Here is a 24,572-nt window from a genome sequence, read left to right as displayed (position 1 = left end):
CAATCGCCAAAGCCAACTTTCAAATTAGTCATCATTTCCTGCTACTATTATATTGATTCATGGCCTGCTCAATACCGGAGCTGATCCATACTTCCACAGCATCAGCACACCGGGCAACTACATCTTGATAGGTGCGCATTTCTTCATCAGAAATTTTTGCCAGCACATAATCAGGTACAGACATTGGACCCTCCGGTCTGCCGATCCCGATTTTCAGACGAGGAAAGGCTTGGCTCTGCAGCTGATTGATAATGCTCTGCATTCCTTTGTGCCCGCCGCTGCTGCCTTCTGCTCTCATCCGGATCCGGTAAGGTTCTAGGTCCAGATCGTCATAAATCACCAGCAGATCAGATAAATCAATCGGCCAGTACCTCACAATCGCTTGTACCGCTGTGCCGCTGAGATTCATAAAGGTCTGGGGCTTGACTAAAATTACTTTTTCGTCCAAATAATGCCCTTCCGCAATAATTGAGTGAAATTTCTTGCTATTCAGGCTAACGCTCATCCTGCGGGCAAGTTCGTCTATAACCCAAAAACCAGCATTATGTCTGGTCTGCTCATATTTTTTACCCGGATTGCCTAATCCTACAATTATTTTCACTTTAAAATCCTCCAGAACAGTGAAGGAACGCACATAGCGTGCATTCCTTCACTTCTGTTTCTGCATTTAATTCTAGTATATGATTATTCTTCTGCTTCAGCTTCTGCTTCTGCTTCTTCTGCAGCTTCAACTTCGGCTTCTTCATCTTCTGCGGACTCTTCAACTTTAGTCGGAGCAGCAACTGTGACAATTACTTCGTCCGGATCCTGGTTGACAGTAATTTTGCCGCCAAGATCAAGATCGCTGACAGTTATGGTATCACCGATTACCATCTGCGATACATCAATAGTAATGTTCTCCGGAATATCCATTGGCAGACAAGAAATGTTCAGTTCTCTCATAACTAAGTTGACTAAGCCGCCATCGGATTCCCGTTCTTCCTCGCCTGTAAGTACCACAAATACGGTAGTATCCACAGGTTTGTCCATAGAAACTTCATAGAAATCGACATGGTCGATGGTGCCTCTGACAAAATCACGCTGCAGGTCTTTAATCAAAACAATCTTTTTCTCGCCACCAACAGCTAAGTCAATCAGAGGTTCTCCGGATTGAATGGCCTTTTCCAATTCCCGCTCTGCAACTAACAAATGGACATTGTCATTATTGCGTCCATACACATTACCGGGAACTAATTTTTCGCGACGAAGTTTCTTGACAGCATTGGTACCAAAAGCGGTGCGTACTTCCGCTGCAAGTTGGTAATTTGCCATTTTGTTTCCTCCTTTCACTCACCACTCATTGGTCTATTATAGCATCGTTGTTAAAAGTTAGTCAAACAGCTTGCTTACAGGCTGTTCTTCAAAGATGCGTCTGATCGCCTGTGCGAAGAGGTCTGCAACCGATAGCACTTTCAGTTTCGGGAACATCCGATCTTCGGGGATGTTAATTGTATCGGTTACAATGACCTCTTTGAGAGGGCTCTCCTGCAGTTTCTCCGGTGCTTGTCCAGAAAATACTGCGTGGGTAGCGCACGCATAGACTTCTGTGGCGCCATTTTCCATCAGAGCTGCCGCAGCGTTGACAATTGTTCCGCCTGTGTCAATCATATCATCAAATAAAACGCAGGTTTTGCCTTCGACACTGCCGATAATGTTCATTACTTCCGATACATTGGCCGCAGGCCGACGCTTGTCCACAATGGCTATGGAGCAGTTGAGGCGATTGGCTAGCTTTCTAGCCCGCACAACTCCGCCCACATCGGGTGCTACAACCATGTAATTGTCAAGCTGTTTTGATTTTAAGTAGTCTTCAATAATCGGCAGCGCCCGCAGATTGTCTACAGGGATGTCAAAAAAGCCTTGAATTTGATCGGCATGGAGGTCCATGGTGACTACTCTGTCTGCACCGGCAGCATATAAAAGATTAGCTACCAGCTTAGCGCCAATGGAATCCCGGGGTTGGGTTTTCCGATCTTGGCGGGCATACCCGTAATAAGGAATTACTGCTGCAATCATCTTGGCTGATGCCCGCTTCATGGCATCGATTAACAGCAGCAGTTCCATCAGGTTTTCAGCCGTCGGCTTATGGGTCGGCTGAATGATATAAACTTCATAGCCGCGCACAGTTTCATGGATCTTAATGCTGATCTCACCATCTTTAAAACGGCCCACTTCAGCTTGACCCAATGATTCTCCCAGGTGCGCAGCAATACTTGCCGCTAACTTAGGATTAGCGTTTCCAGTAAAAATCTTTAATTTTTTATCATACGCATTAACTATCACTTGCTAGCCCTCCGTCTTATTCCATCCCTCTTTATTAACCTGTCGCGCTCTTCCAATTGCCAGGCTTTCGGCCGGCACATCCTTAGTTATGGTTGATCCGGCAGCAACAAACGCTCCTCGGTGGACCTTAACCGGAGCCACCAAATTTGAATTGCAGCCAATAAAACTACTGTCTTCAATAACAGTTTGATGCTTGTGCTTGCCATCATAATTAGCGGTGATTACTCCGCAGCCGATGTTCACCTTTGAGCCTACAACTGCATCGCCAACATAGGATAAATGGGGGATTTTACTTTGATCCGCAACTTGACTGTTCTTAACTTCCACAAAGTCTCCAATTCTGCATTTGGAACCGATGGCAGTGCCGGGACGAATGTAGGCAAAAGGCCCTACTGTTGTCTCACTGCCGATACTGCTTTCAAGCACTATCGATTGTTCTATAGTAACATGATCTCCAAGTTCTGCCGCATCTAAACGTACATTGGGACCAACTAGGCAGCTGTTGCCGATTTTAGTGCCCCGCTGCAGATAAGTGTTTGGATAAATCACCGTATCGCGTCCGATTTCACAATTCGGCTCGATATAGGTCTGCTCCGGATTAATAATTGTAACCCCGTTCAGCATATGCTCCCGACAGATCCGCTCTCTCAGAATCCGATCCGCTTGTGCAAGCTGAACCCGGTCATTTACACCAATTGATTCTTCCGGATCCTCGAGCAGATACGCAGCAGCTGTATGTCCATCACGGATCATCAGTGGTATTACGTCCGGCAGATAGTACTCTGCCTGGGCATTATCGGGCGTGATTTCGGCTAAATATTTGAACAGCAGCTTACTGTCAAAGCAGTATGTTCCGGTATTGATCTCTTTGATTTGCTGTTCAGCTTCAGAGGCATCTTTATCCTCAACAATCCGCTCGATATACCCCTGATCATCCCTGATTACTCGTCCATAACCTGTCGGATCTGCAAATTCAGCTGTAATAACTGTCGCAGCAGCCCGCTGCTTTTGATGAAAATCTAGAATTGCTTTGAATGTTTCAGCGCGGAACAGAGGTGTGTCCGCGTAGGTAACTAACACTGGACCATCAAAATCTGTCAGGACCTGACGGCACTGATCAACAGCGTGTCCGGTACCCAATTGCTCTTCCTGAACCACATATTCGATATCCGGAACTGCCTGGCGTACCTGTTCACCCGCGTGTCCAACCACCAAGTAAACTCGATCAAACCCGGCAGCACAGACATTATCAACGATCAACTTCACCATCGGGACTCCGCAGACTTTATGCAGTGGTTTGGGAAGATCTGATTTCATCCGCTGACCCTGCCCTGCGGCCAATATGATCGCGCTTGTGAGCAATGTTCTCCCCCTCGTCATCCAAAATTTCACCAAACATGACTGCATTCGGTACTGTAAAGTCGTTTCCCTGCCAAATTTATGATTTGCCGCTTATTTTATTTTGACAGTCTTTTGTGACTTTTTTGCACCTACTTCACCATTATATGTAAATTGAATACACAAGGGTGAATAAAATAAAAAAACTCCCTCAATGCTGAGGTGAGAAAAAGAAAAGGCAGGGGTGCCTGGATTCGAACCAGGGATCCCGGAGTCAGAGTCCGGTGCCTTGACCACTTGGCCACACCCCAATATCTACATATAAAGTATAGCAAATTGAATTTGTAAAATCAACTCAAAATATGAGATAAACTTAGAGGAATTATTCACCATTAATAATCGGGAAAGAACATGGCATCGGTAAAGTATTCCTGGAAATCAGCCCGTGCCGACAATTCGATGTATTTGATCCGCCGCTTGAGCTCTAATGCTTCCGCTTTAGCACTGCGGTCCAGCAGCCAGCGCTTAGCTCCCGCACCAGCACCATTGCCAATCTTCTCCACCCGCGCTAGCAGCTCTTTCGGAATCAAGCCAAGGGCGGCAGCGCTTTCAGGATTGATGTAGTTGCCAAAACCACCCGCCAGATAAACCCTGTCGACATCTGCCAATTCAATCCCGGACTCTTGAATCAGGATCCTGATTCCTGCCGCAACCGCACCGGCTGCCAGCTGATACTCCCGCACATCCCTTTGGGTCAGGAAAATATCATAGTTGGGAATAATTTGGTATGCGGGCTGCTCGCGGTATTCAACCAGCTCTTCCCTATTCTCGAAAGCTCCGGTAGGGGTCAGCCATCCGTTTGTGTACAGCGCCGCGATAATATCCACCAAGCCCGAGCCGCAGATACCGACCGGCTCTCTTCCGCCGATAGTCTCGTACTCAATCTGATTCTGGTTAGTGATCCGATAGGAAGCTACAGCTCCAGGCATTCCACTCATGCCGAAGGCAATTCGCGCACCTTCAAAAGCCGGACCTGCCGCCGCCGAGCAAGCAAATATCTGATCCTTGTTGCCCAGGACAATTTCGCCATTGGTTCCGATGTCCACCAAGAGCTTCCATCCATCGCAGTTAAAATCAGTCACCAGCAGATCCGCGATAATGTCAGCGCCGACATAGCTCGACACGGCCGGAAGGAGCTCTACGATACCATCTGGATTCATCGCTAGATTCAAATCTTTTGCTGCTAACTCCAGAGCATCGGTAAAGAACGGAACATAGGGAGCGTGGGCAATGCTGCCGGGGTTTACTCCCAAAAGCGTATGGAGCATCACCGTATTCCCAACCAAAACAGCATGATAAATCTGCTCCCGAGTGAGGCTGTGCTGATCACAAAGCTGGGAAATCCCGGTATTCAGGGCATTGACCAGCGCATCTGCTAACTTGGCGGTTCCATGCGGCTGATTAATCGCATGATCAATCCGGGTGATCACATCACCGCCAAAGCGGCTTTGGGGATTGGCGCAGGCATAGACGCCCACCTCCTCACCGCTTACCAAATCAATTAAATACATGACTAGCGTGGTGGTACCGATATCCACCGCAATTCCATAAGCTGGAGGGGGGGTTTTTGCTGAACATATATCGATGATTTTATCGCCAGCAGTTACAACGGATAAGTCAGTTTGCTGTTCTAGGGCTGACAGGCTCCTGAGAGCCGAAGGAACAGCTGTTCTTGTTCCTAACATGGAGTTAATCCGGCTGAGGTAATCTCGCTGATCATCAATTTGTGGGGGAGCTAAATAAATGGTCTCCAGTTTAATATAAGGATCAACCCGGAAGTCCTGCCCCCTATCCTCTGCTAAGATCTTCAGCTCTTGCTGGGGAATTAACTCCAGCTCTAAATCGCCGGTAACCTCGGTTCTGCATGCAAGCCGCAGCTTTGAATCTGATTGAGCTCCGATTATTTTCACCAGACACTTGCCGCAGCTTCCTCTGCCGCCGCAGGGACCATAGATATTGTAACCATTCTGATAGAGAACTTCGAGGAGAACAGCACCGGATTCACAATGGACCGTTTCTGTTCTCCCATCGAGATGGATCTTAATCCTGCATTTCACTCGTTCTGCTCCTTCCGACGTCACTCGCTCAAATCAAGATGAATGCCCCTGATTAAACAGTCAGTCATATCGCAGGCGGAACAGTCATGGCTGTATTTTGCCTGCGCGATGTTTCTGCCGTAACCGATTACCACAGACAGGGACTTAGATGGCTGCATCAAATAGGAAGCCGTTAAGCTGACTCCGATCTGCTCCGGGCGCAGGAATGCGAAAATCTGCTTCTGTTCCTCTAAAGGAAAAACAGCTGAACCGGGCGATACAAAACTAGACGTATTAAATCCCTGCTGCTTGAGCTCAGCGGTAAGCTCCTGCCACCACTGCTGCGCCACCATTTCCAAAACAAAGGAACCAATTACATCGAGAAGATAGCTGCCGAAAACATCCTGGTCAGAAACAGCTTTAATTCTTTTGTCCACATCAGCACCCAGGGTTATCAGACCAACCACCAGTCCATCGCATGCTTTGACAGTATCGTACAGCCGCTCGCTGCGGATGATCAGTTCATCCGCGAGCCGCACTTGATTTGGTTCCTCCACCCAAAAACTGCTCAGACGGTAAACCACCGCCGGATCGGCATACTCTACCGCAGCCTCAATGTACTCGTCAGTTAAATTAATCAGCTCCTGCGGAGCCAACTCAGCTTTGGGATAGCCGATCCCTTTTAGGACAATCTCCCGCGGCAGGCGGCGGCCTATACCGGGGTCAAATCTTTTGATTTTGACCATTAATACTTCCCGTATTCCTTAGCCATTCTGACGATCGTCTCAGCGTGCTCGAATCCTAAGTTAGCTGGATACTCACATCCGGTAGCCAGGATAAATCCACCGCCCGCTTTGTAAGTATCAATTTCTCGGCGGCATTCTTCCTCAAGTTCCTCTCGAGTGGCAGTTAAAAGCCAAGTAGGCGGAATATGTCCGATCAGGGTTACTTTGTCTCCATATTTCTCCTTAACTTCCTGGTGGGATTGACAGTCGTCGGGAATGTGGAGGTACGAGATCGCTGTTGGCTGCATGGTTTCAATTTGAGCATCAAAATAAATGCCGTTGCCGCAGTTATGGATCATGACCTGGCAGCCGTGCTTACGAATGCGCTCAGCAATCCGCTTTACATACTGGCCCTCAAATTCCAGCCACATGGCTTTGCTCATGATCGACTGAGAAGCGAAGAGGGTATCGAGCATAATGGCGTTTACACCTGTAGCAGCCAGAGCATCGACATAATCGAGCAGTGTTTCGGTAACAGCTGCCACACCATTCTTGACAGCATCAGGATCATCAAAGATATCCATAAACAGATTGCTCTGTCCCCGCATCATGCTTAATACGCCTAAAGGACCAAAGACAAACGCTACCACCGGTACTTCTTTCCCCTTGCTCTTAACTAACCGGTCGCAGAGCTGAACCATGCCGTTCATTCTGGTGGCATTTTTTAAACTGATCGGCTGCAGACTGCTGATATCAGCGATATTTTTCAACATATAGTTGTTATGATTGGGATGAGCTGCTTCGTTTTCCGGATAAATAATTTCTTGTCCAAAATCGGCAGCTTCTACCGAAAGGTCGATAAGTGTGCAGATAACATCTAAATCGAACTTCTCGGTAACCTTCTCATAGGCTTCAGCGCATACATCCATATCGGTGCTCCAGCGCGGATATGATGCATTCACCAGTTTTCTGGATACGCCGCATAAAAGCGGATAAACCGGAACTCGATCGGCTTCTTTATGCTGAAGTGTTAACGCTACTCTTTCAATCGGTTTCATGTTATTCCTCCCCACATTTCTTTTCTGTATTAGTGATAATCCAGGCCGATGGAGCGGCTTTAACTATGTGGTTGACTGGATCAACCTGCTTAAGGTTGATAAAAGAAACATAATCTTTAACTAGTTTTTCTGCGGGCCCCTCCATCTCAATCAACACACCCATACCCACAACTTCAGATTCAAATTCGGCCATCAGCTGCGTTAAGCCGCGCAGTGTACCGCCTGCCCGCATTAAATCATCCACGAGCAGCACCCGGGAACCCACGGGCAGTGCTCGGCGGGCTAGCGACATCGTCTGGATCCGATTCGATGAACCGGACACATAGTTGACTGTTAAAACCGAACCCTCGCTCACCCGCGATGTCCGCCTCACCACAACCAAGGGAACACTCAAATAGCGGGCGGTCATCACCGCTAGAGGAATCCCTGATGTTTCGACAGTTACTACATATTCCGGCTCCGCACCTGCAAACCGGTCGGCAAACATCTCGCCAATTTCCCCAATCAAGGTGGGATCTGCAGCTAAATCATTCAGATAAATAAAGCCTCCTGCCAGAATTCGCGCAGGGTCCTCCAGTTTTGCGCAGATCTTCTCCACCCGCTCCACAAGCGCAGCTTTGGACAGCTTTGGTATGTACCGCACTCCTCCGGCAGCGCCGGTAATGGTTTCAATCCTACCCAGTTTCATTTCGGCAAACGCTGATTTAATAACTGCTAAATCTTCACTGACTGTAGATTTAGCGGACCCGATCCCTGTGGCAATTTCATTGAGAGTAAATATTTGATTCGGATGATCAATCAGCAGTTTGGTAATGACTGCGATTCGCTGGCTCCGCCGCATGCTATGCCTCCTTGATCTGGTTTTGATGCAGAACTCGTTGGGCTAATTCCAAATCGGTGGGTTTATCAACGTCGGTACCGATCTGGGGATAAGCGGTGATAACTGCTTTAGCATTAATCCCAAAAAGGTTCTGAACCCGGCTCTCTACTTCGGCAATGGTCAACCGCCGCAGCACAAACTTGATTAAAAATCGCAGTCCCAAAAGCCTTACAATTTGAAACGGCTTTTTCCGCAGTCTGACTACATGGTGAATCACATGCCGGGCATCCCGGATAAACTCAGGCGTCATCAACACCATGTTCCCGCCTGTATAAATACCGTCCTTAAGCTGAACATAAGTTCTCTTTACACCCGGATATACTTGATCATTAGCGGTTTTGCTTACGATTGGGTAAAATAAATCTTCAGTATAGCCTTGACAGCGCTTGATAAAATCATCTACTGCCTCGCAAGTCAGCATCGGAATATCAGAGGTGACCACCAGCACATGATTCCGCGCTCCTAAATAATCCATACCGATTTCGATATTGTCCACCAGCGATTCGCCGCATTCCAGCAGGATAATATCCTCATCCAGGTAATCCCGGAATTCAGGATATCCGATCACAACTATTTTTCCGATCTGCGCTGATTTTTTCAGAGCACTGATCACATAGCTGAGCATCGGTTTGCTGTTAATCTCAATCAGTGCTTCGTACTGGCAAGAACTGATTTCCTGCAGCTTCCCATCATTTTTCGCACCTGCAAGGACGATCGCATCCACCCGCATTGATGTGCCACCTCTATTCCTTTACGACTGAAATCCCATGATTATACGGCTTTGTTACAGTCATCCAGCATTGGTGTTCCCAGTTCCGGATAAACTGCTCCGCCTTTACCAACGAGGTAAAAACGCCCACGGTCGTAGGACCGCTTCCAGACATAAAACTCGCGGAAGCACCGGCATCCAGCATGCGCTCGCGCCAGAGTTTGATCTCAGGTACAAATGCGATGCTGACCTGCTCCATCACATTGCCAAAGCAATCGGTAAAGTCCTGCTGATGCTGTAATGCCTGTACCATTCTGTGGCTGTAATTATCTCCAAAATGCTTTGGCTCCAGAGCCTGATAAACCTGCTTTGTACTGATCGACTGCTCTGGTTTCACCAAAACCAAATGATATTCGGGTATCTGAGGAAGCGGAGTTAACTTCTCGCCAATTCCTTCCGCCAGCTGAGTTCCACCCTGCAGGCAGAAGGGGACATCGGCTCCCAGCCTTTTCCCCAAGGACTGCAGTTCCTCAAGGACAAATGGCTCGCCGTGCAGATAATTTAAAGCCCAAAGCACAGCTGCCGCATCGGCACTGCCTCCTGCCAAACCGGCTGCTAAGGGAAGCTGTTTTTCCAAACGGATGCTCGCTCCTCCCTCAATCTTGGCCGCAGCAAAAAAGAGTTTGGCGGCTTGATAAGCTAGATTATCTTCGGGTTTGGCAAAGTTAATATTCACCTTGAGATCGATTCCGGCATCGGCTTTACCAACCTCCACCGTATCAGCCAGAGCTATCGACTGCATAATGCTGCGGATCTCATGGTAACCATCGCAGCGCCTTTTGAGCACATCCAGGGTTAAATTGATTTTGCCATGAGCTCTTACGACAATTGCTTCCATAAATTCACCCCATTACCATAGAAATATTCCGCACATGGGGGAATTTTCCTGCATTCTATTTATGCAGAAGCATCCAAGCGCTGGCTGCCATCAAGACTATACCAATACCTTTCCACCAATTAAAAGGAACTGCCTCCAGCCCAAACCAGCCGAAATGATCAACCAGGGCGGCCATCGATACCTGGCCAACAATGATTGCGGTGGTGGCTGCAGCCACTCCCACCTTATCTATGCTGGCAATAACACCGTACACAATGCCAACACCGATAACGCCTCCCAAGTAGTTATACCAGGAAACCTGAGACAGCATCTGCCAGCGGCTGCTGCCCAGGCCAAATAATAACAGAAGCAATGCAAATCCAGTGCCGATCAACTGGACTACAAAAGTCCCAGACAGCACCCCGATCTTTTTACTCAACGCTGTGTTTAATGAACCCTGAACCGCCATGGCAATACCAGCTACTGCTGCTGTAATTAGTGCCAGCATCTCTTCATCCTCCTTAACAAAATCTAGTTTAGTATTGCCCTTTTTTGGTAAATTAAAAATGGGTCAGTCGGTGACCCATTTTTTTACCAAACTTTCCGCGGTATGCAGAGCTTATCTCGCGGCAGCAGCCGCATCTGCTCCCTTTCTCTCAGCCAAGAGTTAGCTTCGAGAATCGCTTCCAGGGAAGTGTGGTACTGCCGAGACAGTTTCCACAGGGTGTCGGTTTCGTTGACAAAAACATAGGTAACTGTGGGCGGATCCTCCTCCAGGGGAGGCACTTCAATTGCTTCCACTACAATCTCCCGCTGCACCGGTTCAGTTACCTTAAGCCGCGAGCGGTAAGTAACATCTACTTCAATTGTTTCCCGGTTAATCAGATCGAGATTTAGATCGGTTACTTCGATCTCTAAATCAGCAATCATACCCGGCTGCACACCACCAATGGCGATTACCTGCTGGAATGGAACCGCATTATTGAATGCTGCCCAGTACAGAGGCTTGTGCTCATCTTCGATATGGGCTAGGTAGGCAAACTCAAGGCTGATCGAGCCTTCCACAAAAACTTTATCGTCATCAACACGGAAATCATAGTTGACAACTCTGCCTTCCGAGCCAACAATCTCTCTAATTGGCGGGTAGCTGCCGCTGAGTTCAAGCACACCCTGAGCAGACGCCTGCTGGGTCTTTTCATTAACCAAATGATCGAGCATTACCGGTTCAGTCCTGGTTTCCACTACGCACCCGCCTGAGCCGGCAAGATCAAACACAATCCGAACCTGCTTGGACTCAAATAAAGCCACTTTAAAGCGCAGATCGCCTGTTAAGGTAAAGCTGCCGCTGGAGGGGCTCAAGACAGTTTTGATCTCGGCTGTGACCTCCGGCTCAACCGCTAGATCGGTGATCTTTGTTTCATTGGGAACAGAAACCGTAAACGGGAACACATTTTTAAAAGCATTGGAGTGGATGCTGCCGTTTTCATCAAGATAAATTAAATTGACATTAAGATTGCCTGTTAAAGTAATCTGCTCCTGGTTTATTACGGTCTCTAATATTATCGGCTTTGGCTGGCAGTCTAAGATAAAATGAATCGGTTCCGCCGATTCTGGCAGGCTTAGTTCTTGGTTTACACCCAACGAAGTGAAAACTGGTTTAAGCAGTGAGCGAACCGTAAACACTCCGTCATCCACAGCCAGTTTGCGAGGCGGTTTTACACTCGCGCTGGTAACTGCCTGAATCCGGGACTGCTGTTTGACCTCTGCTGTTAACTGCACTAACACATCGACACTTACAGCCCGCTGATCAGACTGCAGCTCCCACTCTATCCCCAAGAGGTCGATTTTGGTGCTGACTCGCATGCCTTCTTCAGCACCGATTACTTCTACATAATCGCTGAAAGCAATCGCCTGGCGGTATGGAATCACCTGATAACTGGCAGGCCCTTCATCGAAATCCTCTGCGGCATAGATCAGAGTTAAGTCAATATATCCATCTAAATTAACTTTATCCGAAGCTGCCGCTGCATCACTGATCACGGCTGTGCCTTTTACCCACACAACTCTGCCAATACTCGGTGCTGAGCTGGACAAGTCCAGTGTGGTCTGGAGCACGGTCTGTGCTGTATTCTCACCTACTAAACTCTCAACATGTAAAATCTCCTCTTTTATTTTGAGACCCAAGTGTTCTCCCCCCTTATGTTTACACCGAAATTCAGTTATATATATGAGCAACCCCCGGGAAGTATGTTTCATTTTAGGTAGGCTTTTACAATTTTCTCCTAATCGAGAAATGAGACGCCAGCTTAGGCCACAAACGTTTATCCTCATCCCCAAGTCGATCGAGGACAATTCCGGCTAAGTTATAGCGGTTGACCAGAGCAATAACTTCATTCAGCTGGTCAAGGGATGTGATCTGCAGCCGCCATTCTTCCCCTTGATAGAAATACCGATAAAACGCTGCGCCCTCCTCATCCCGATCGGGACGGGCACCATGCCGAAAAATTGTGGTTAAAGCTTGACTGTGACTGAGCCGCTCCCACGCCGCAGGCTCCGTGGGATTCCAGGCAGCGCCCCAAACTGGAATTGACAGCAGAATCTTATAAGCCGGAACAGAGTTGAGCATGTGGTGGATCAGGTGCTCGTACCGATTTTTATCTACTCCAAACGAATTCGGATCAGAGGTATCAAGCTTAATCACAACCTGATCTACTGCGCGGCTCACTTGGGTAAAATCAATTCCGCCCAGCAGATTCCAGCGCGGCATCTTAAGTGTCAGGGCAATAAGCAGACGTTTGCTGCCCAGCTGCTTTTTTAACCGCCGCAGAAAGCGCAAATAGCGGAAGCCATCTACTCGAGAGATCTGCTCCCAAGCCAGATAGATCCCGTCAGTTACAGCGGAAACCTCTTTTATAAACTTAAAAAAGTTTTTCCTTACTTTCCGTTTGGTTAAGACGGTGTGTGTGCTGACCAGCTCTTCGCTGGCAAACTCGATCTGAGCTATTTTTGAACCGGGAATTGATTTCAGCCGGGACGGGATGCCTGCTTCTGGATTGATGGGAATAAACACTCCGGTCATTAAGTCTTGGTTTGTATCAAAAGAACTGCTGCCGGGCAGATCAAAAGGATGCACACCCCACACTTCCCGGTCAAAGAAAACCAGCTGCAGTCCAGGATAAATTGTTTTCTGATGATGATCAAAAAAGGCCTCCGGCCCAACTTGATATTTGCCAGCGATCTCCGCAAGAGTTTCACCCGGCTGAACAACATGCACGCGCCGGGTAACCGGCAGCTTATCCTGCTTTAACAGCTCAAAAACTTCTCGGCCGGCAATGCCATCGATTCTGAGGCGATAATCCCGCTGAAAGAACTCCAGCGCTTCCTGAGTTAAATAGCCGAATACATGATCAACCGGACCAGGCTCGTAACCGAAACTTTTAAGTTTTTGCTGCAGCTGTCCCACATCGGCACCCCGGGCGCCTATTTTTAAAACCCGGGAACCTAGACTAAGATTTCTTTTTCTGCTCAACACAGCTTCACGCCCTCTCATTTAAAATTATGAGCGAGCCATTAAAAAAAGCACCGTTTTCACGATGCTTCATAACTCTAAAGTCCTACTGTGCCAATGCGGTTGTTGTCGATGGTTAGTTCTACAGTCTCGGTCAGGATATCTGCGTAGGTGTAGGAAAGTCTTTTAATTGCGCTGGATTTATCCAGCTTAATCACAAAAATGTTTGGGTAGGTATTTTCCAGAATTCCTTCTGCTTCTACGATTTTCTTGCGCCCTTTGTTCGCCTTTAGTTTGATCTTTTTGCCAACACATGCATCCAGATTGAGCTTGATTTGATCGAGTTGATTCATATTTGTCTGCATTTCGCTCACCTTCCTGTAATGTGCTGTCGTATCCTGCTGCATCTGTTTTAATGCTGTTTTTCATAAGATTTTACAGGCAGCCATGATTTGATTCGGGGAAAACCCTGGCGCAGCTTGCCCCTGGTTTCTACTCCCCCAACACCGTCTTTGCCGCTGATCGTAGCATAGAACAGCTCCGGCAGATTGACAACCTGGGTAAAGGGGGTGTAGGCAATTTTCTCCGCAACAAAAACCGGATCGTAACAGTGAATCATCACCCGCTCCGGCGCACTGGCAAAATTTGCTCCGGCTTCAATCAAGCTTTCAAAATGGCTTTGGCACGCGCCGGCAATAATCACCAGTCCGTCGCGATTAGAATCGTGGAGGCGGGCCTGCTTCACAGTCTCGACGAAATACTGGCTGGAGCGGTAGTTGATCAAAAAATCGCGATTGCTGTTTTTGCGCAGCAGGCCATCATGCCCTGTTATAACTAATATATCCGGATTGTATTTTTCCAATACAGACCTGATTTTAACAGGCTGTTCCGGTTCTGGAATATGCAGGCCGATTACAGGAACATTCAGATTGCTGTACAGCGCCAAGCATTGGTTGAGATAATGCTCTTCTCCATCGACATGGAGAACCCGACCAGGAATAGCCACATAATCTGTTTTGGCCGCCTCCGGACGAGCATCAATTCTCGGCACCGGCTTGGTTCGCTGCAGCATGATCTGGGCGATAATAGCTTTAACAGCCGATGGGCTTGCCGGTTTCATGCGGTAGTCTAAGACTATTAAATCATCTAAAGGGCTGTCGGCTGCCAGCCGCACATTAACACCAATCAGCTGCGCAATGGGAGGATCAGCATCTAAAATCCGCCTGACATAAAAAACAATATCTTCACCATAAGACCGTCGAGTGACCATATCACCCACGCTAGTTTTTCTCATGGGGTCACCTCCGCCTTATCCTCAGTGTATGAAATCACAAAAAAAGTAGTGCCTTCCTGATGAGGAAATAGGAAAGCACTACCGATGTTCTGCGGTTAATTTCAGCGTCAGCTCTATAAACTGCTTAAGCGACAGCGATTCTCCCCGCACATCTTTGGGCAGATCCAATTCTGCTAAAATGCGGTCAAATTCTTCTGGCGCGGTACCCCACTCTTTTATTAAATCCTTCAAGTTATTCTTAAGCGTCTTGCGCCTTTGAGCAAAGGCCGCCCGCATTACTGCAAATAAAGCTTTGCGATCCGCCTCCCCATGAACAGGATGTGGTGTCAGTTTAACCACGGCTGAATCAACATCGGGAGCGGGTATAAACACTGTGCGCGGCACCTTGGTGACAATTTCAACATCGGCGTAGTATCCGACAGCGAGAGTCAGCAGTCCATAATCTTTAGTGCCTGGCTCGGCCTGCATTCTATCAGCAACTTCTTTCTGCACCATCACCACAATCGATTCAAAAGGTAACCCGCTCTCCAATGCTTTCATTATCAGGGGAGAAGTAAGATAATAGGGCAGGTTGGCAACCAAACTAACCCGCTCATCCTGCCAGCCGGATTCTAACAGCACTTCCCGCCAATCATACTTTAGGGCATCTCCGGCGATAAGCTGCACATTAGCTGCGCTCTGATTCTCCCGAAAAATTTGGACCAGATCATGGTCAATCTCAAAAGTAATTACTCTGCGGCACTGCTCTGCTAAGGCATAAGTCAAGGTGCCCAGCCCTGTGCCGATTTCCAGCACATAATGATCCGGCTTAAGCTCAGCGCTGTCAATGATTTTATTTAAGATATTGCGGTCAACGAGAAAGTTTTGACCAAACCGCTTCTTAAAGCGGATCTCGTAATCCCGCATCAGCTTTTTTACTGCGCGGGGGCTGGTTAACTGACTGTAATCCACACTGAACTTCCTTCCCTAATTTTGGTCGAAGAATGAATTCTGCTCCCAGAACAGTAAGTCCAGCTTGCCGCCGGTCAATTCATTCAGCTTTTGGTTTATATATTGTTGATCATAATCGTCGAGGTTATCCAAAAGGATCAAAATCTCGTCAAACTGCTCTCCGGTAATCAAATTCTCAGCGAGCATTCTTTCACAAACCGTAATAAATCTCAGCTTAACCCGCTCCAGGTCTTCAAATAAACCCATGGTTTCACCAGCCTATTGGACAAATTCATCAATAAAACGCGTGTATTCTTTGATAAACTTCAACTTCACCGTTCCGGTCGGCCCTTTCCTCTGCTTGGCGAAAATAATCTCCACCTCACCCTTGGTGCCTTCGGCTTCAGCCCGCTCCGGGTTGTAGTAATCATCCCGATAGAGGAACATGACTACGTCCGCAAATTCCTCAATATTTCCCGAATCCCGCAGATCCGACATCATCGGACGCTTGTTATCCCGGCTCTCCACCGAGCGATTCAGCTGCGAAATGAGAATGATCGGCACATCCAGTTCTCCGGCTAAATCCCGCAGTTCCCGCACGATTTCGCCCACGATTAAAGACCAGGTGCGACCCGATGAACCGGATGGCGGTTTAATCAACTGCAGGTAGTCGATGACGATCAGACCTAAATCAGGCTGATTAGCTTTGACTTTCCGGGCTTTAGCCCGAATTTCCGCGCATGATAAGCCCCTTTTATCTACAATAGTAATGGGCAGCTGGTACAGCTCGTTAAAGACGCTCTGCGCCAGAGCAAACTGCTCATCACTTAATTTTGTCTGATACTCAGCTGAGGTAATCTCAACATCACCCTGATCTTTATAGCTGAAGAACTCGGATAATACGATCCGGTCACCGATCTGCTCATCATCCATCTCTAAGCTGAAGATCAAGACTGGAATATTGCGCTTAGCCACATTAACAACCATATTCAGGGCAAAAGCTGTTTTACCCATACTGGGTCGAGCAGCCAGAATAATCAAGTCCTTTTTCTTGAATCCAGTTGTCATGGCGTCCACCGACGGAAAACGCACCGACAGCCCATAGGCACTGTCTAAGCCCTGACGCCTCTCAATCAGCTTTACATAGCATTTGTTTAATACCTCTAGGAGGGACTTTGCATCTGATTCTCCTTCTAGATGGCTTTCGGTAGCAGCAAAGATCAGCTCTTGGGCTGTGGCTTGAATCTCAGAAAGATCCTGACCTTCCTCCTTGGCTACCATACTTTCGATGGTATGAGCTGCTTCTAAAATCCTCCTCAGCCCGGCTTTGTATAAAATCAGCTCTACGCTGGGCTGCAGCTCGCTGATTGCTACAATCGATTCAGTTAAGCCCATCAGTACCTGCGCAGGATTGGCAAAGGCTTTGCTTTTTCGCAGTTCACTGTAGATCTGAGTATAGGAAATCCGCCCCGCTTGAGTGTATAAATTAAGAATTACTTCGTAAATCTTGCGGTGCTCAGGATAGTAAAAATGCTCCGGGCGCAGTCTTTCAATAATATAGTCTATTTCCTGCGGATATTTAATTAAAATGCCTAAGACCCGCTTTTCCGCCTCAATGTCTATGGGCAGGGTCTGTACTGTTTTAGGAATCGAACTCATCTGGGAATAACTCCTTCCACTTGCGCTCGGCTTCGGGGTGAATTTGCGCCTTGGTTTGCGCTTGCTGCAGCACTCTTGCTAGATAAGGTTTGTCCAGCAGCTGCTGATAGGTATAAACACCTTCCATAGTCCAATTGCGCAGTATTCCTTCCAGGTAACCCATATTGGGGTTATCGGTAGCAGAGCACATCTCTTCTACTGCCACCGCCACCACATCATGGGAAACCTGCTTTGTTTCTACCCAGAACAAAAGCGTCTGCATTTCTTCCGGACTGGGTGCTCCCACTTTGTTTGTCCAGAAATTAATCAGCCACTCAAAGCCTCTCTGCTGAGGGTCCAGCAGTTCAACATCGGGCTCAGCCGGTTTGGACTCTGGAATACAGAGTTTAATCTCATACCCCTCATCATTGATCCAGCCATAGTCCGCTAAGCGGGCTAAAGCCTTGTTAACATCTGTTTTTGTGATGTCCATTGCTTCGCTGATTAAAGCAATATTTACCGGCTGGTTCTGCTGTACAAACATAGCCATATTGATCCACACCATCACTGCAGTAATACCCAGAGTTTTCTGGGCAATCAAAAGTTCCACCGGTATTTGAAGCGGCAGCTTCTCTAACCCTTTAATCACAATGCCTTCCGAATGCCTGTCAGACATTATTCATCATCCTTTATTTGGATAGTATCAACAAGCTGTTCCCACTGTTGATAATAATCCTCCAGCTCAGTTGTTAGTTTTTGGTAAATTTGATTCACTCGTTTAACCTCATCAGGATCTTGGTAGAATTCCGGATCCGCCATTCTTGCTTCTAATTCAGATTTTTCCTGCTCGCAGCGGAAAATCTCTGCTTCAATCCGCTCTCGTTCCTGATTCAGTTTGCGATGGCTGGGCTGCGCAGCAGTTTGAGGTTTAGCCTTTTCTTTTTTTTCTTTGGTCCTCTGCTGCTGTTCGGCTCTTAAGTATTCACGGTACTGCGAGTAATTACCTGCAAACTCGGTGATCTTACCATTCTCCAGAATCCACAGCCTGGTAGCGAGCAGATCGACTAAATACCTGTCATGGGTAACAAATAGCATCGTGCCGGTGTATTCGCTGAGGGCGGATTCAAGCGCTTCCCGGGCATAAATATCTAAATGGTTGGTAGGCTCGTCCAAAAGCATAACGTTTGGAGCAGCAAGAAATAACTTAGCCAGCAGCAGACGGTTGCGCTCACCGCCGCTGAGAACCTGAACTGATTGAAAAACTTGATCCCCGGTAAATAAGAATCGCGCCAAAATATTGCGGAGCTGCCCATAATCCAAATCATAGGTCAAATACAGCTCGTCCAGGACAGTCTGGTTGTGTTCCAATTCCAAGTGCTGGTCAAAATAGCCCAGATCGATATTGGCACCCCACTCAATTGTACCGGAATAGTCAAGGCGGCCGGCAAGAATCTTTAAAAGCGTGGACTTACCTGAACCATTCGCTCCCAAAAGGGCAATCCGGTCTCCCCGGCGGATCTCGCCGCTGACATGATCCAAGACTACTTTATCATATTTCTTATAAATTTCGTCGAAATTCACTACTTTTACACCGGTTTGGCGCTGGGGACGAAATTGAAATTCGATGCTCTGGGGCTCACTGCTGACCGAAACAGGCTCCATTTTCTCCAGCTTTTTGGCCAGGCTCTTAGCCTGGGATGCGCGGGTTCCCGCGCCGAACTTCCGAATAAACGCCTCAATCTTAGCGATTTCTTCCTGCTGCTTTTCAGCCTGCTGCTGTGTCTGCTCCAATCGCTGCTGGCGCATAACCTGATAAGCGGAAAAACCACCCCGGTATTGATACAGAGTGTGATCCGAAAGTTCCCAAATCTTATTGGCAAAACGGTCAAGAAAGTAGCGGTCGTGAGAGGCAATTATTACTGCGTTGGGATAACTCTGGAGAAAATCCTCCAGCCACTCCAGCGCATCCAGATCAAGATGGTTGGAAGGCTCATCCAAAAGAAGCAGATCCGGGGCTTCCAGAAGCAGCCTGGCCAACTGCGCCCTGACCCGCTCCCCACCGCTTAATGCAGTGAGCGGTTTTTCTAAATCATCAAGGCGGAGGCCTAAACCCAAAACTGTGCTGTTGATCTGCGCCTGATAAGTATAGCCGCCTAAAGTTTCCCACTGCTGCTGAATTTCAGCGTACTGCTGCATTTTTGTATCCAGAAGCTCAGGATTCTCATAGACTTCCGGAAAAGCTAATTCCTGCTCCAAGCGGCGCATCTGGTCTTGAACCGATAGCAGCTCAGCATAAGCCTCTTTTAGATACTCCAGTACACTAAGTTCTGTTTCAGGCAGCATCTGCTTAAGATAACCGATGCGGTAGTTCTGCGGTTTAATTAACTCACCTTCGTCTTGGAGTACTTCACCAGAAATAATGCGCAGCAGGGTAGTTTTTCCTGTGCCGTTAGCTCCGACTAAACCGATTTGCTCACCTTTATTTACTACAGCTGAAACCTGCGCGAAGATCAGCTGATCTGCATAATATTTTGTAAGATTGATTATCTGCATGGTGAATCCTCCTGCCTACTTAAATACAACATTGTTCGGTTTAATTCCTGTTACATACTATATGGGAGGGAGGTTATGCAATGTTTACCTGCGAGATTATCGAAAATAGAAATCGCGAATACGATCACTACATTATTTCCCATCCCTACGGCCACCTATTTCAGTCCTCCGCCTGGGGAGAATTCAAACGCTTCTATGGATGGCAGCCAATCCGCCTGCTAATCCGCAGCCGCAGTCTAATTACAGCATCCGTGTCTCTTCTCAATCACCAGCTGTTCAATAATTACACATTTTTGTACGCCCCCCGGGGACCGGTGATGCATTTTGACAGCAGTCAGCTGCTGGATTTCCTCCTTGATAAAATCGCAGGAATTGCTGACACTACTAATGCGGTTTTTCTTAAAATAGACCCGGCACTGCCCAAAATCGCGGGAAAGGCCAAAACAAGATTGGTTGAAAAGGGCTTTAAACAGATCTGGGGCGGAAAACCCCAAAAAAGTCTGCAGCTAGCCCAAGTTTACCGGATCCACCTGCCGTACCAAAACAAATCCCATATTACTTTAATTAAAAGTATGGGAAAGCTCAATAAATTGACGGTTGAACACTCCACATCCATGGAAAAACTAAAGCTTTTTTACGCGCTGCTGTTGGAATACGGAGAACTTACTGATGTAAAGGTTAGGGCTTTCGACTATTACCTGCGGATGTGGCAGCTGATGGAAGAGTTCGGTGTGCATTTATTTCTGGTCAGGCAGAAAAACTATGTAATCGGCGCCAGTCTGCTGGTCAGCTTCGGTCCCACCTGCTACAGCCTTTACACAGTTTATCGCCAGCGGCATCTTGGTTTGTATCCGGAATCATTTCTGCACCTTGCCATTATGGAATGGGCCGCCGCTGCCGGTTATAAGAACTATGAGATCATGGATACCCTGCTGACAACAAAACAGACGAGCGGTGACACTCGTCTGTTCAGCTTCCCAGTAGAACCTTACACATATTTAGGTGAGTTTGATTTAGTTTACCGCCCCTGGCAGTATCAGCTCTGGAATCTTCTCTTTCCAGTGTATAACTGGTCTGTAAAAAACTAAAAAACTGAAACACGCCGGCGCTTGCGATCTCGATAACGCTCAAGGGCCAGCTCAATCAAGCGATCCAAAAGTTTACTGTAGCCTAAGCCTGATGCTTCCCATAACTTCGGATACATGGAGATTTTGGTAAAGCCGGGAATTGTATTAATCTCATTGACATAAATTTGACCGTCCCGCGCCAAGAAAAAGTCCACCCTTGCCATACCAGCGCAGTCTACTGCTTTAAAAGTTCTGATGGCATAGTCCTTAATAATCTGCTCCTGCTCAGCTGTAAGCTCAGCGGGAATGATCAGCTGTGATTTTTCATTGATATACTTGTCTTCATAATCATAAAATTCGCTGCCGGGAATAATCTCACCAGGAATGGAAGCGATGGGATCATCGTTGCCCAAAACGCTGCACTCAATTTCTCGCGGAGCAGCCAGAGCCTCTTCAACCACAACTCGGCGGTCAAATTCGCAGGCATAGTTGACTGCTTGAATCAACTGCTCCCGGTTAGAAGCTTTGGTTATCCCCACGCTCGAGCCGAGGTTTGCCGGTTTGACAAAACAGGGATAGCCGATTTCTGCCTCAATCAAACTGATAATCGGTTCTGGGTCGGCTTCCCATTTGCTGCGGAGAATTGTCTCCCATTTTAACAGCGGCAGTTCCGCTTGGGCGAGCACCGTGCGCATAATTCCCTTATCCATGGATACGGCTGAACCTAACACTCCGGCTCCCACATAGGGAATATCCGCCAGCTCCAGCATCCCCTGAATAGTCCCATCTTCCCCATGCGGACCGTGCAGGACCGGAAAAATTACATCGACGTAATCACTTTTAAGGTTAGGATCGGGGATCAAAGGAAAATTGCCACCGTCATCAGGAAAGCTGGTAAAACTCAGCTGAGGCAGATCGGCTGTGCCCAACAGCTGGCACGCTTCGCCATTCAGCACCCACCGGCCATCCTTGGTAATGCCGATGGGAATGATATCATATTTTTGGGGGTTTAGAGCTGAAATAATTGATTTAGCCGACATCAGCGAGACTTCATGTTCGCCGGATCGGCCCCCAAAGATTACCCCCACACGCAGTTTAGACATTAAATATCCTCCCCTAGATGATTTTTACAGCAGATGGATCGTTTGTTACTGTATAATAATCCAACATCTTAAGTATTATTCGGATATAAGCACCGCGGCTCCTGTTAAAACTTACCGTTGGATGCAGGATCCATCAATTAATATGTAGAAGAAAGCTAAAGTTATCACGATATCGCGATATATCGATATAGCGATGCGATTGGTTAAGGAGGTCGTACCGTGAAAGCGAAAATGAATAAAACAGTCAAGCAAAAAGAAGATGGTCGCTACATCATTTTCTATACTTTTACCAAGAAAAAGGAGAAATAAACTATGTCAGAACTAAGATGGAATCCTCAACTCCAGCAGTGGGTGATTGTTGCTACCCACCGCCAAGACAGAACTTACAAACCGCCGGCGGAATTCTGCCCCCTCTGCCCTACTAAACCGGGCGCATTTCCCTCAGAAGTTCCAGCTGAGGACTATGAAATTGTAGTATTTGAAAACAAATTTCCTTCGCTGAAAACACCTCCGCCGGAACCGGATGTGGAATCCTCCGATTTATATCCGGTCAAGCCAGCTGAAGGAATCTGTGAGGTTATCTGCTACTCACCCAACCATACCCTGACCCTGGGAGAGGCACCGGTAGAGCACATCCACAACTTAATTCAGGTGTGGACCGACCGCTACCAGGAACTGGGCTCGAAACCCGGTATCAACTATGTGTTCATCTTTGAAAATCGGGGTGAAGCGGTAGGTGTAACTCTGCATCATCCCCACGGGCAGATTTACGCATTTCCATTTATTCCACCCACACCGGAAAAGGAATTGGCTGCGGCAAAACAGCACTTTGATGCGAAGGGCACCTGCTTATACTGCGATATCCTGAAAAAAGAGCGGGAGGACAGCGCTAGAATCGTCTGTGAAAACGACAGTTTCACAGCCATGGTACCTTTCTACGCTCGCTATCCATATGAAGTGCATATCCTAGCCAACCGCCATGTAGGCGCCTTGACTGATTTAACCGATGAGGAGCAGCAGGATCTGGCCAAGGTCTTAAAAGAGTTGATTACCCGCTATGATAATCTCTTCGGTTTTCAGCTGCCGTACATAATGGTACTGCACCAAAAACCTACCAAAGGAGATTATCCAGAGTACCATTTCCATTTTGAATTCTACCCCTTCAACCGCACCGAAACCAAGCTCAAATTCCTAGCCGGTGTGGAGTCGGGCGCAGGTACTTTTATTACCGATATGAGTCCAGAAGATCAGGCTGAACGTCTGAAAGGTGTGAAAATATGAACCCTGTAGCAATCACTGCTGCTTTTCGCAAGCAGTTCCCGGATGCAGCAGACCCGATCGTGGTGCGGGCACCGGGCCGGGTCAATCTAATCGGCGAGCATACTGACTACAACGACGGTTTTGTGATGCCCATGGCCATTGACGCCCAAATTATTCTGGCTGGTTCAGTGCGCGATGATCAGGAAGTGCACATCTACTCCTTGGATTTCAAACAAAAAAACACCTTTGACCTGACAGATTTTACTAAAAGCAAGAATGCATCATGGAGTAATTATATTCGCGGAGTATGCGCCATGTTCCTCGAATCTACACCGCTGAAGGGAATGAATATTGTCCTTTCCGGCAATGTGCCCCAGGGCGCAGGTTTATCCTCTTCTGCCGCTTTGGAAGTGGGCACTGCCCTTTTGATTCGAGAACTTAATGAGCTGGATACACCGCCAGTTGAATTAGTAAAATTAGCTCAGCGGGCGGAAAATGATTTCGTGGGTGTCGCCTGTGGAATCATGGATCAGTTTGTGTCCATGCTCGGCAAAAAAGACCATGTTCTGTTTTTGGACTGCCGCTCTTTGGACTACGAGCTTGTTCCGGCTCCATTCGCTGCCAACGATGCGAGCATTGTTGTCATCGACAGCGGCGTAAAGCGCGGACTGGTTGATTCCGAATACAACCTCAGGCGCAGGCAATGTGAAGCAGCGGTTAAAGAACTGCAGGCAAAACTGCCCAATATCCGCGCCCTAAGAGATGTCAGTATTGAACATCTCGACCTTATCGAGGAGCTTGAACCCGACCTTAAGAAACGCGCCCGCCATGTCGTAACCGAAAACCAGCGAGTTCTGGATGCCGGCAAACTGCTGCGGGAAGGTCGAATTGCAGAATTTGGCCAGCTGATGAACCAATCGCACGCAAGCTTACGAGACGACTATGAAGTCAGCTGCCGCGAGCTGGATCTATTGGTGGAGATTGCCCAGTCAGTACCGGGAGTCTATGGATCCAGGATGACTGGAGCGGGGTTTGGCGGCTGCACCGTAACATTAGCAGCAAACGACAGCATTGACCAGCTTAGGGCTGCGGTAGAGGAGCAGTATCCAAAACAGACCCAATACACCCCTCGGATCTTTATTTTTAACGCCAGCGAAGGGGCCGAAAGAATCAAGAACTAGTACCACAAATATTTAAAGCCTCCTATCTTTAGC

At 47.7% G+C, this 24,572-nt stretch carries 24 protein-coding genes and 1 tRNA gene; 3 read left to right on the top strand and 22 right to left on the bottom strand.

All coding sequences use genetic code 11. From position 1 onward, the window contains the following. Positions 1-31: 31 nt before the first annotated feature. From GX019_08200 to GX019_08100, 21 genes are all read right to left on the bottom strand, one after another. The gene (locus GX019_08200) at positions 32-601 is read right to left on the bottom strand and encodes an aminoacyl-tRNA hydrolase (GenBank protein ID HHT37140.1); all 570 of its coding nucleotides are present in this window, start codon (positions 599-601) and stop codon (positions 32-34) included. An 83-nt stretch (positions 602-684) separates the two neighbouring features. Next, positions 685-1,311, bottom strand: coding sequence for a 50S ribosomal protein L25 (locus GX019_08195; GenBank protein ID HHT37139.1), 627 nt, complete (start codon positions 1,309-1,311; stop codon positions 685-687). Between the two features lie 57 nt (positions 1,312-1,368). Next, on the bottom strand, positions 1,369-2,319 hold the full coding sequence (locus GX019_08190; protein ID HHT37138.1) for a ribose-phosphate pyrophosphokinase: 951 nt from the start codon (positions 2,317-2,319) through the stop codon (positions 1,369-1,371). A gap of 6 nt (positions 2,320-2,325) precedes the next feature. After that, positions 2,326-3,702 (bottom strand): bifunctional UDP-N-acetylglucosamine diphosphorylase/glucosamine-1-phosphate N-acetyltransferase GlmU, encoded by a 1,377-nt coding sequence (glmU, locus tag GX019_08185; protein HHT37137.1) that lies wholly within the window; start codon positions 3,700-3,702, stop codon positions 2,326-2,328. Positions 3,703-3,899: 197 nt separating this feature from the next. Beyond that, a tRNA-Gln gene (locus GX019_08180) sits at positions 3,900-3,970 on the bottom strand. Between the two features lie 82 nt (positions 3,971-4,052). Then, complete coding sequence (locus tag GX019_08175) at positions 4,053-5,777, bottom strand: DUF4445 domain-containing protein (protein ID HHT37136.1); 1,725 nt, start codon at positions 5,775-5,777, stop codon at positions 4,053-4,055. 20 nt (positions 5,778-5,797) lie between these two features. Further along, complete coding sequence (locus tag GX019_08170) at positions 5,798-6,502, bottom strand: hypothetical protein (GenBank protein ID HHT37135.1); 705 nt, start codon at positions 6,500-6,502, stop codon at positions 5,798-5,800. After that, positions 6,502-7,539, bottom strand: coding sequence for a uroporphyrinogen decarboxylase (locus GX019_08165; protein ID HHT37134.1), 1,038 nt, complete (start codon positions 7,537-7,539; stop codon positions 6,502-6,504). The genes GX019_08170 and GX019_08165 overlap by 1 nt, the downstream gene beginning before the upstream one ends. Position 7,540: 1 nt before the next feature. Next, on the bottom strand, positions 7,541-8,380 hold the full coding sequence (gene purR, locus GX019_08160; protein ID HHT37133.1) for a pur operon repressor: 840 nt from the start codon (positions 8,378-8,380) through the stop codon (positions 7,541-7,543). A 1-nt stretch (position 8,381) separates the two neighbouring features. After that, positions 8,382-9,149 (bottom strand): NTP transferase domain-containing protein, encoded by a 768-nt coding sequence (locus tag GX019_08155; protein ID HHT37132.1) that lies wholly within the window; start codon positions 9,147-9,149, stop codon positions 8,382-8,384. Between the two features lie 13 nt (positions 9,150-9,162). Beyond that, positions 9,163-10,026: a 4-(cytidine 5'-diphospho)-2-C-methyl-D-erythritol kinase gene (locus tag GX019_08150; GenBank protein ID HHT37131.1), complete on the bottom strand. Its 864-nt coding sequence runs from the start codon at positions 10,024-10,026 to the stop codon at positions 9,163-9,165. Between the two features lie 55 nt (positions 10,027-10,081). Continuing rightward, positions 10,082-10,513, bottom strand: a complete 432-nt coding sequence (locus GX019_08145) for a DMT family transporter (protein ID HHT37130.1) — start codon at positions 10,511-10,513, stop codon at positions 10,082-10,084. An 83-nt stretch (positions 10,514-10,596) separates the two neighbouring features. After that, a complete protein-coding gene (locus GX019_08140) occupies positions 10,597-12,189 on the bottom strand; it encodes a DUF3794 domain-containing protein (GenBank protein ID HHT37129.1) in 1,593 nt (530 codons plus the stop codon). 85 nt (positions 12,190-12,274) lie between these two features. Beyond that, positions 12,275-13,555, bottom strand: coding sequence for a hypothetical protein (locus GX019_08135; protein HHT37128.1), 1,281 nt, complete (start codon positions 13,553-13,555; stop codon positions 12,275-12,277). 56 nt (positions 13,556-13,611) lie between these two features. Then, entirely contained in the window at positions 13,612-13,878 is a 267-nt protein-coding gene (locus GX019_08130) for a hypothetical protein (GenBank protein HHT37127.1), read from the bottom strand. A 47-nt stretch (positions 13,879-13,925) separates the two neighbouring features. Then, positions 13,926-14,807 (bottom strand): sporulation peptidase YabG, encoded by an 882-nt coding sequence (gene yabG / locus GX019_08125; protein HHT37126.1) that lies wholly within the window; start codon positions 14,805-14,807, stop codon positions 13,926-13,928. A 78-nt stretch (positions 14,808-14,885) separates the two neighbouring features. Beyond that, the gene (gene rsmA / locus GX019_08120) at positions 14,886-15,758 is read right to left on the bottom strand and encodes a 16S rRNA (adenine(1518)-N(6)/adenine(1519)-N(6))-dimethyltransferase RsmA (GenBank protein HHT37125.1); all 873 of its coding nucleotides are present in this window, start codon (positions 15,756-15,758) and stop codon (positions 14,886-14,888) included. Between the two features lie 15 nt (positions 15,759-15,773). Next, positions 15,774-16,004 carry a hypothetical protein gene (locus GX019_08115; protein ID HHT37124.1) on the bottom strand — a complete coding sequence of 77 codons (231 nt, stop codon included), beginning with the start codon at positions 16,002-16,004 and terminating at the stop codon, positions 15,774-15,776. A 12-nt stretch (positions 16,005-16,016) separates the two neighbouring features. Continuing rightward, a complete protein-coding gene (gene dnaB / locus GX019_08110) occupies positions 16,017-17,396 on the bottom strand; it encodes a replicative DNA helicase (protein ID HHT37123.1) in 1,380 nt (459 codons plus the stop codon). Then, the gene (locus tag GX019_08105) at positions 17,380-18,051 is read right to left on the bottom strand and encodes a DnaD domain protein (GenBank protein HHT37122.1); all 672 of its coding nucleotides are present in this window, start codon (positions 18,049-18,051) and stop codon (positions 17,380-17,382) included. Before GX019_08105 ends, dnaB begins: the two co-directional genes overlap by 17 nt. Then, a complete protein-coding gene (locus GX019_08100; protein HHT37121.1) occupies positions 18,051-19,928 on the bottom strand; it encodes an ABC-F family ATP-binding cassette domain-containing protein in 1,878 nt (625 codons plus the stop codon). Before GX019_08100 ends, GX019_08105 begins: the two co-directional genes overlap by 1 nt. 80 nt (positions 19,929-20,008) lie before the next feature. On the opposite strand from GX019_08100, the gene GX019_08095 reads away from it, so the two are divergent. After that, entirely contained in the window at positions 20,009-21,016 is a 1,008-nt protein-coding gene (locus tag GX019_08095; protein HHT37120.1) for a peptidoglycan bridge formation glycyltransferase FemA/FemB family protein, read from the top strand. On the opposite strand, the gene GX019_08090 is transcribed toward GX019_08095, so the two are convergent. Further along, positions 21,013-22,098, bottom strand: coding sequence for a D-alanine--D-alanine ligase (locus GX019_08090; GenBank protein ID HHT37119.1), 1,086 nt, complete (start codon positions 22,096-22,098; stop codon positions 21,013-21,015). The genes GX019_08095 and GX019_08090 overlap by 4 nt on opposite strands. A gap of 312 nt (positions 22,099-22,410) precedes the next feature. On the opposite strand from GX019_08090, the gene galT reads away from it, so the two are divergent. Together galT and GX019_08080 are read left to right on the top strand one after the other, a co-directional pair. Continuing rightward, positions 22,411-23,379, top strand: coding sequence for a galactose-1-phosphate uridylyltransferase (galT, locus tag GX019_08085; protein ID HHT37118.1), 969 nt, complete (start codon positions 22,411-22,413; stop codon positions 23,377-23,379). Beyond that, positions 23,376-24,539: a galactokinase gene (locus tag GX019_08080; protein ID HHT37117.1), complete on the top strand. Its 1,164-nt coding sequence runs from the start codon at positions 23,376-23,378 to the stop codon at positions 24,537-24,539. Before galT ends, GX019_08080 begins: the two co-directional genes overlap by 4 nt. Positions 24,540-24,572: the final 33 nt, after the last annotated feature.

Source organism: Bacillota bacterium (assembly GCA_012837335.1).
Taxonomy (GTDB): Bacteria; Bacillota; Limnochordia; order Darwinibacteriales; family DTU012; genus DTU012.
This window is presented reverse-complemented; position numbering and strand designations above follow the sequence as displayed.